This is a genomic window from Acinetobacter sp. MB5, from assembly GCF_003261585.1.
Taxonomy (GTDB): Bacteria; Pseudomonadota; Gammaproteobacteria; order Pseudomonadales; family Moraxellaceae; genus Acinetobacter.
On sequence record NZ_POVU01000011.1, the window covers coordinates 71,141 to 79,374 of the forward strand.

Sequence of the window (8,234 nt, forward strand, 5' to 3'; positions counted from 1 at the left end):
CTGATTTAATCCCCCTACTCCCCCTTTAAAAAGGGGGAAAGTCCCTCTTTCTCAAAGAGGGATTTAGGGAGATTTAATGGAGAGATTTAGTCACCATTTTTCAGTTCAATGTTGATACCTAAAGAACGGATCTCTTTGGTCAATACGTTGAACGATTCAGGCATACCCGGATCCATGTAGTGGTTACCATCTACAATGTTCTTATAAATACGGGTACGACCTTCAACGTCATCCGACTTCACAGTAAGCATTTCTTGAAGTGTGTATGCTGCACCGTATGCTTCAAGTGCCCAGACTTCCATCTCACCGAAACGCTGACCACCGAACTGTGCTTTACCACCAAGCGGCTGTTGAGTCACTAATGAGTAAGAACCAGTTGAACGCGCATGCATCTTGTCATCAACCAAGTGGTTAAGTTTCAGCATGTACATGTAACCTACAGTTACAGGACGATCAAATTTCTCACCTGTACGACCATCGTACAGCTCCATTTGACCTGTCTTCGAGTAACCAGCAAGATCAAGTAATTCTTTGATTTGGTTCTCTTCAGCACCATCAAATACTGGAGTTGCTAAAGGAACACCTTTACGCAAGTTACCTGAAAGCACCAGTACTTCTTCATCAGTTAAGCTATCAAGCTCTTCTTGCTCGCCACCAACTTTGTTGTAGATCTTGTCAAGGAAGTCACGTAACTCAATCATGGTACGTTGTTGTTTGAGCATCTTATCGATTTGCTCACCCAAACCTTTAGCAGCCAAGCCTAAGTGTGTTTCAAGAATCTGACCCACGTTCATACGTGATGGTACACCCAGAGGGTTCAATACCACGTCAACAGGAACACCGTTAGCGTCATGCGGCATGTCTTCTACAGGCAAGATGTTTGATACAACACCTTTGTTCCCGTGACGACCCGCCATTTTATCACCCGGTTGGATGCGACGTTTTACAGCCAAGTAAACTTTAACAACTTTCAATACGCCAGTTGTCAGTTCATCGCCTGTAGAAAGTTTGCGTTTTTTCTCAGCAAATTTCTCATCAATTTCAGCGCTCTTTTCTTTCAAGAACACTTGAATTTGACTTAAACGCTCAGCAATTGCTTCATCAGTCGGCTGGATTTCAAGTAGATCAACCAACTCAAGACCAGATAAAACAGCGTCAGTCAGTTTGTCACCACGTTTAGTCGTGCCACCACCATTTGACTCTTGACCAGTCAATAAGCGGATAATACGTTCGCGAGCCGCTTCTTCGAAGATTTTGTATTCTTCTTTCAAGTCTTTACGGTATGCATCTAATTGAGCTTTTTCAATTGCTTGCGCACGTTCGTCTTTTTCTAGACCATCACGTGTGAAGACTTGAACGTCAATTACAGTACCTTTAGTACCCGATGGAACACGTAAAGAAGAGTCTTTCACATCAGCTGCTTTTTCACCGAAGATTGCACGAAGCAATTTTTCTTCTGGTGTTAACTGAGTTTCGCCTTTTGGTGTGACTTTACCAACAAGGATATCCCCTGCTGTGACTTCAGCACCAATGTAAACGATACCTGATTCGTCAAGTTTAGAAAGCGCAGCTTCACCTACGTTAGGAATATCAGCAGTAATTTCTTCTGCACCTAACTTGGTATCACGTGCTACACATGACAACTCTTGAATATGAATCGAAGTTAAACGGTCTTCTTGAAGTACACGTTCAGAAAGCAAGATCGAGTCTTCGTAGTTGAAGCCGTTCCATGTCATGAACGCAACACGCATGTTTTGACCCAATGCCAACTCACCGCCATCGGTAGAAGGACCATCAGCCAATACATCACCACGACCTACTTTATCGCCCAAGTTCACAAGAACTTTTTGGTTGATACAAGTGTTTTGGTTAGAACGTGTGTATTTGATCAGGTTATAGATATCTACACCTGCTTCACCCGCAATCATTTCATCTTCGTTTACACGAATAACGACACGAGAAGCGTCAACAAATTCAATGGCACCGCCACGTTTTGCAATCACACATACACCAGAGTCACGTGCAACGTTTGCTTCTACGCCTGTGCCCACAAGTGGTTTATCAGCAAGCAAAGTTGGAACGGCCTGACGTTGCATGTTTGAACCCATCAATGCACGGTTCGCGTCATCGTGTTCAAGGAACGGAATCAATGATGCTGCAACAGATACAACCTGTTGTGCAGAAACGTCCATATGCGTCACTTTTTCAGGAGGCATACGTACTGTTTCACCTTGGTGACGAACAGTAACCATTTCATCGATCAAGTTATTCTCTGCATCAACTGCTGAGTCGGCCTGTGCAATAACAGTACCTACTTCTTCAATTGCAGAAAGATATTCAACTTCGTCAGTTACACGACCATCAACAACTTTACGGTATGGAGTTTCCAAGAAACCGAAGTCGTTTGCTTTTGCATAAACAGACAATGAGTTGATCAAACCAATGTTTGGACCTTCAGGCGTTTCAATCGGACAAACACGACCATAGTGTGTATGGTGTACGTCACGCACTTCGAAGCCCGCACGCTCACGTGTCAAACCACCTGGCCCAAGTGCTGATACACGACGTTTGTGTGTAATTTCAGACAACGGGTTGTTTTGGTCCATGAACTGTGACAACTGGCTTGAACCAAAGAATTCTTTGATTGCCGCAGCAACAGGTTTCGCATTGATCAAATCTTGTGGAGACAAGTTGTCAGTTTCTGCTTGGCTCAAACGCTCTTTAACTGCACGCTCAACACGCACCAAACCAACACGGAATTGGTTTTCAGTCATTTCACCAACAGAACGTACACGACGGTTACCCAAGTGGTCGATATCGTCGACTTCACCTTTACCATTACGGATTTCGATCAAGGTACGCATTACATCGATGATATCGTCATTTGACAAAATACCTTCAACTTCACGAGATTTCTGATCAGTACCCACTTCGTATGGACGACCCAAACGACGGTTAAACTTCATACGACCTACTGGAGACAAGTCATAACGTTCTGTAGAGAAGAACAAGTTATGGAACAAGTTTTCAGCAGCTTCTTTCGTTGGTGGCTCGCCTGGACGCATCACTTTATAGATTTCAACCAACGCTTCATCACGGCTAGATGTTGTATCTGCACGTAAAGAGTCAGCGATGAATGAACCGCGGTCGATGTCATTGGTAAACAGGATGTTAAATTGCTTAACACCACCTTCAGCCAATTTCACCATGATGTCATGGCTAAGCAATGTATTTGCAGGAATCACATCACTATTACGTAAAGTTACGTCTTCAGCAATGATACGCTCATACAAGTACTCATCAGGAACAGGAAGTTTTGTTAAACCTGATGCTTCCATTTGACGTACGTGACGTGCATTAATACGTTTACCTTGTTCAACAATCACTTTGCCTGAGCTATCAGCGATGTCAAACTGCGCCATTTCACCACGTAGACGATCTGGAACCAATTCAATTTGGTAGCTACCCATATCGACATACACAGGAACTTTTTCATAGAACAAGTCTAGGATTTGTCCATCTGTGTAGTTCAACGCACGTAAAATAACAGTTGCCAACAATTTACGACGACGGTCAATACGTACATAAACAAGATCTTTAATATCAAACTCGAAGTCCAACCATGAACCACGGTAAGGAATAATACGAGCAGAATATAAAGTTTTGTTCGCGTGTGTTTTACCTTTGTCACTGTCAAAGAACACACCAGGTGAACGGTGTAACTGAGATACGATTACACGCTCAGTACCGTTGATTACGAACGTACCATTTTCAGTCATTAACGGGATTTCACCCATATAGACTTCTTGTTCACGAACGTCTTTGATTGATTTCGTTTCGCGATCTTTAATGATCAAACGAATTTTTACGCGCATTGGTGCCGCATAAGTTGAGCCACGAAGAATACATTCGCGCACATCAAACTCTGGCTTACCAAGGCTATACTCAACAAATTCTAATGCAGCATTGCCAGAATAGCTTTCGATTGGAAAAACTGAACGAAATGCGGCCTGGAGTCCGATATCTTCTCGATTTTTTGGTGTCTTGCCATCTTGTAAGAATGTTCTGTACGAGTCGACTTGAATCGAAAGCAAGTACGGAACGTCCATCACTTTAGGCAATTTACCAAAATTCTTACGGATCCGTTTTTTTTCGGTATATGAGTATGCCATTTGGAGTCCTCGGAAAGTACAAAACTAAATCCGACTGCAGTTCGGATTTAGATGGAATTACGCAAGCCGATATGGCCACCACTACTTACAAATGCTGCAATTTAGAGTGGTAATAAAACGCTTAACAATATTTTTTATTGAAAAATATTGGTAAGCGTTTGATTTATTGCGTTATTTTATAAAATATTCGTTTTCGCTCAAGAAGAACAAAAATCGAGCCGATTATTGTAACGCAAAAAGGCTGATGACCCAAGAGCCATCAGCCATTTTTTGGAGTCGATTATAAAAAAATCGACTCCGCTTAAGATTACTTAAGTGTAACTGTAGCACCAGCTTCTTCAAGTTTTTTCTTAAGTTCTTCGCCTTCTTCTTTAGAAACTGCTTCTTTAACAACTGAAGGAGCGCCTTCAACAAGATCTTTAGCTTCTTTAAGACCAAGGCCAGTAGCTTCACGAACTGCTTTAATAACCGCAACTTTGTTAGCACCGAAAGAAGTCAACTCAACGTTGAATTCAGTTTGTTCTTCAACAGCAGCAGCAGCGCCAGGAGCAGCAGCAACAGCTACAGCAGCAGCAGATACGTTGAATTTCTCTTCGAAAGCAGAGATAAGTTCAACAAGTTCAAGAACAGTTTTTTCAGCAACTGCGTTTAAGATTTCTTCGTTAGTTAAAGCCATGAGAATAACTCCAAATGGAAATTGAATGGTGTGTAAATAAATTTAAGCTTATGCAGCTTCTGACTCGTTTTTCTCTTTGAGCGCTGTAATGAGGCGACCCAATTTCGAAATAGGAGCTTGAAGAACATTGGCAAGCATAGTAAGCGCTTTTTCTTGGTTCGGAAGATTTGCGATAACGCTAACTTCAGCACCTTGATAAACTTTGCCGTCAAATGCTGCAGCTTTAAGTTCAAATGCTTTGTTAGCTTTTGCAAATTCTTCGAACAAGCGTGCTGCTGCACCCATGTCGTCTTCAGAAGTTGAGAAACCTAGAATGGTTGGGCCAACAAGGTCATCGTTCAAGATATTGAATTGAGTATCTTGAAGAGCGCGTTTAGCCAAAGTATTACGCACGATACGTGTAGTAACACCTAGCTTACGAGCTTCAACACGAAGTTGTGTTAATTGCTCTACGCTTGAACCTTGATAGTTAGCCACAACAACAGAAAATGCTTTCGCAGCGACTTCGCTAACTTCAGCAACAATCTGTTTTTTGTCTTCGATAAGAAGAGCCATTGTAAAACCTCCTAACGGTGATTTATGTACCTATGTCAGGTACACCCCAATTCGTAAGTCTTTTCAAACTTACACGCGGAGGAGGATCAAATCACACCACCGCGTCTACGCAGGCTGGGTTATTAAGAAAAAGTTTCCTTTTTCGCCTGAGGTCTTTGACGCTGATAAATTTACACTTATCAATTCAAAGTCCGCCTGAGTGAGGATTGGTTATTTCCACCTGAATGATCAAGAAAATCGATGACTTTCTTTACTCACTCTCCTCTTTCAGGACTTTAAAATTCTTTTCTAAGTCGAAACTTAGTTAGAAACGTTGCTTACATCAACAGTAAGACCAGGACCCATAGTTGAGCTCAAAGTGATCTTTTTGATGTATACACCTTTAGAAGTCGCTGGCTTCAATTTTTTCAAGTCAGCAACTAAAGTTTCAACGTTTTGGCGAACAGCTTCAGCAGAGAAACCTACTTGACCAATCGCAGCATGAATAATACCCGCTTTGTCTACACGGTAACGTGCTTGACCAGATTTAGCATTTTTCACAGCGCCTGCAACATCAGGAGTTACAGTGCCTACTTTCGGGTTTGGCATCAAACCACGTGGACCAAGGATCGTACCTAATTTACCTACAACGCGCATTGCATCTGGAGCAGCAATTACAACGTCAAAGTCAAGGTTACCCGCTTGAATGCTTTCAGCTAGATCATCAAAACCAACGATGTCTGCACCAGCAGCTTTAGCCGCTTCTGCATTTGCGCCTTGAGCAAACACTGCAACACGTACAGTTTTACCAGTACCTGCAGGAAGTGTAGTCGCGCCACGAACAACTTGGTCAGATTTACGAGGGTCAACACCTAGGTTTACTGAAACATCCAAAGATTCTTTGAATTTTGCAGCAGGAAGGCTAGTAAGAACTTGCACTGCTTCTTCCAAAGTGTAAACTTTGTTTGCTTCAATAGCAGCAGCAATGGCTTTTTGACGTTTAGTTAACTTTGCCATGTCTTATAGCTCCACTTCCAAGCCCATAGAACGTGCAGAACCAGCGATGGTACGAACACGTGCGTCTAAATCAGCACCAGTCAAATCTGGTTCTTTAGTAGTCGCGATTTCTTCTAATTGAGCACGAGTCAACTTACCAACTTTAGTTTTGTTAGGTACAGATGAACCCTTTTGAATACCAGCAGCTTTCTTAAGAAGAATAGATGCAGGCGGAGTTTTCATGATGAATGTGAACGACTTGTCGTTGTACACAGTAATCACAACTGGAATTGGCAAGCCAACTTCAAGTTTTTGAGTCGCAGCATTGAATTCTTTACAGAATGCCATGATGTTAACACCACGTTGACCCAATGCAGGACCAATTGGTGGAGATGGATTAGCTTTACCAGCTGGAACTTGCAGCTTGATGTAGCCGTCAATCTTCTTAGCCATTTTAATTACCTCTGGGTACAGACGCCGCTAGGCTCCCCAAACTATTTTCGTAACACAATCGTTACAATAACAATGCCCGAATAAATCGGGCGTTTTTCAAACAATTCAAATTAAATGGTTTTTTCGACTTGGCGAAATTCCAATTCAACTTGAGTTGGTCGATTAAATACATTAATCGTCAACGTTAAACGCGATTTATCGTATTGAACTTCTTCCACCACACCTTTAAAGTCTGTGAATGGACCATCAATAACAAGTAATTCTTCACCTGGTTCAAACATCGTCTTAGGACGAGGTGCTTCACCTGTATTACGTACGCGAGCAAGAATCGCATCTGCTTCGCGTTGAGTAATCGGTGCAGGTTTTTCTGCTGTACCGCCGATGAAACCTAAAACTTTAGGGCACTCTTTCACAATGTGCCAAGTTTCATCATTCATTTCCATTTCAACTAACACATAGCCAGGAAAGAATTTACGTTCAGACTTACGTTTTTTACCATCCTTCATCTCTACCACTTCTTCGGTAGGAACAAGGACATCACCAAAGCTATCGGCTACAGCGCTACGCTGGATTCGATCATTAAGTGAACGCATCACCTGTTTTTCATAACCTGAATAGGCATGAATAATATACCAACGTTTCATAGCTTCTTACCCGATAATCAACTTCACTAACCAGCCCAAAGCGTAGTCAAAACACCACAGCACAATTGAAGCAATAACAACCACAAGAACCACTTGCCATGACGTTGTTACTGTTTCCTGCTTGGTTGGCCAAGTTACTCGACGTAGTTCTACGCGTGCGTCCTTCAGCAAACGGATAAATCCTTTGCCTTGGTGGGTGGCGTATAATAAACCTAAAGCCACAACGATACAAGCTAAAATTACACCAATGCGCACCCAAATATTGTTTGCTGGTGCCCAGTATGCAGGAAGATACTGATTCACCAAGGTCGCACAAATAAAGAGCGTAATCGCAACAATCCACAGAACAACATCCAGTGGTGAGCCAGAACGAACAACTTCAGCAGAATTATTTCTTTGAGGGATTGGCGCGTCGCTTAATGCGTCACGCAGTTTATCATTCGACATGGATATACTCGTCGTAGAATTCGCGACTTATTATAAGACAATTTAGCCAGCATCAAGCTTTAAATTTGAAAATAAAGTGGCAGGCCAGGAGGGACTCGAACCCCCAACATTCGGTTTTGGAGACCGACGCTCTACCAATTGAACTACTGGCCTACAAAGTAAACCGAGAATCTAGATTCTCGGTTTAAATATTATAACAGTGATTATGCAGTTACTTTAGCAACAACACCAGCACCTACAGTACGACCACCTTCACGGATCGCAAAACGTAGACCTGGGTCCATTGCGATTGGGTGGATCAATTCTACTGAC

Annotated in this window: 7 protein-coding genes, 1 tRNA gene and 1 pseudogene; all 9 read right to left on the reverse strand. The window is 42.4% G+C overall.

Features of this window, described 5'->3' with window-relative positions:
• Positions 1 to 86: 86 nt before the first annotated feature.
• A complete protein-coding gene (gene rpoB / locus C1A47_RS12935) occupies positions 87 to 4,172 on the reverse strand; it encodes a DNA-directed RNA polymerase subunit beta (protein WP_111895439.1) in 4,086 nt (1,361 codons plus the stop codon).
• 307 nt (positions 4,173 to 4,479) lie between these two features.
• Positions 4,480 to 4,848: a 50S ribosomal protein L7/L12 gene (rplL, locus tag C1A47_RS12940; RefSeq protein WP_111895440.1), complete on the reverse strand. Its 369-nt coding sequence runs from the start codon at positions 4,846 to 4,848 to the stop codon at positions 4,480 to 4,482.
• A 48-nt stretch (positions 4,849 to 4,896) separates the two neighbouring features.
• Positions 4,897 to 5,403, reverse strand: coding sequence for a 50S ribosomal protein L10 (gene rplJ, locus C1A47_RS12945; protein WP_111895441.1), 507 nt, complete (start codon positions 5,401 to 5,403; stop codon positions 4,897 to 4,899).
• A gap of 300 nt (positions 5,404 to 5,703) precedes the next feature.
• Positions 5,704 to 6,399: a 50S ribosomal protein L1 gene (rplA, locus tag C1A47_RS12950; protein ID WP_111895442.1), complete on the reverse strand. Its 696-nt coding sequence runs from the start codon at positions 6,397 to 6,399 to the stop codon at positions 5,704 to 5,706.
• 3 nt (positions 6,400 to 6,402) lie between these two features.
• On the reverse strand, positions 6,403 to 6,831 hold the full coding sequence (gene rplK / locus C1A47_RS12955; protein WP_004637639.1) for a 50S ribosomal protein L11: 429 nt from the start codon (positions 6,829 to 6,831) through the stop codon (positions 6,403 to 6,405).
• A 110-nt stretch (positions 6,832 to 6,941) separates the two neighbouring features.
• Positions 6,942 to 7,475, reverse strand: a complete 534-nt coding sequence (nusG, locus tag C1A47_RS12960; protein WP_111895443.1) for a transcription termination/antitermination protein NusG — start codon at positions 7,473 to 7,475, stop codon at positions 6,942 to 6,944.
• Positions 7,476 to 7,481: 6 nt separating this feature from the next.
• Positions 7,482 to 7,922 carry a preprotein translocase subunit SecE gene (gene secE, locus C1A47_RS12965; protein WP_111895444.1) on the reverse strand — a complete coding sequence of 147 codons (441 nt, stop codon included), beginning with the start codon at positions 7,920 to 7,922 and terminating at the stop codon, positions 7,482 to 7,484.
• Positions 7,923 to 7,999: 77 nt separating this feature from the next.
• A tRNA-Trp gene (locus tag C1A47_RS12970) sits at positions 8,000 to 8,075 on the reverse strand.
• A 50-nt stretch (positions 8,076 to 8,125) separates the two neighbouring features.
• Positions 8,126 to 8,234 (reverse strand): annotated as a pseudogene (locus C1A47_RS12975) (elongation factor Tu); the annotation flags it as partial.

What these genes read in the sequence shown, in the direction of transcription:
- rpoB (WP_111895439.1), bottom strand. Translation starts at nt 4,172, where the DNA reads ATGGCATACTCATATACCGAAAAAAAACGGATCCGTAAGAATTTTGGT.
- rplL (WP_111895440.1), bottom strand. Translation starts at nt 4,848, where the DNA reads ATGGCTTTAACTAACGAAGAAATCTTAAACGCAGTTGCTGAAAAAACT.
- rplJ (WP_111895441.1), bottom strand. Translation starts at nt 5,403, where the DNA reads ATGGCTCTTCTTATCGAAGACAAAAAACAGATTGTTGCTGAAGTTAGC.
- rplA (WP_111895442.1), bottom strand. Translation starts at nt 6,399, where the DNA reads ATGGCAAAGTTAACTAAACGTCAAAAAGCCATTGCTGCTGCTATTGAA.
- rplK (WP_004637639.1), bottom strand. Translation starts at nt 6,831, where the DNA reads ATGGCTAAGAAGATTGACGGCTACATCAAGCTGCAAGTTCCAGCTGGT.
- nusG (WP_111895443.1), bottom strand. Translation starts at nt 7,475, where the DNA reads ATGAAACGTTGGTATATTATTCATGCCTATTCAGGTTATGAAAAACAG.
- secE (WP_111895444.1), bottom strand. Translation starts at nt 7,922, where the DNA reads ATGTCGAATGATAAACTGCGTGACGCATTAAGCGACGCGCCAATCCCT.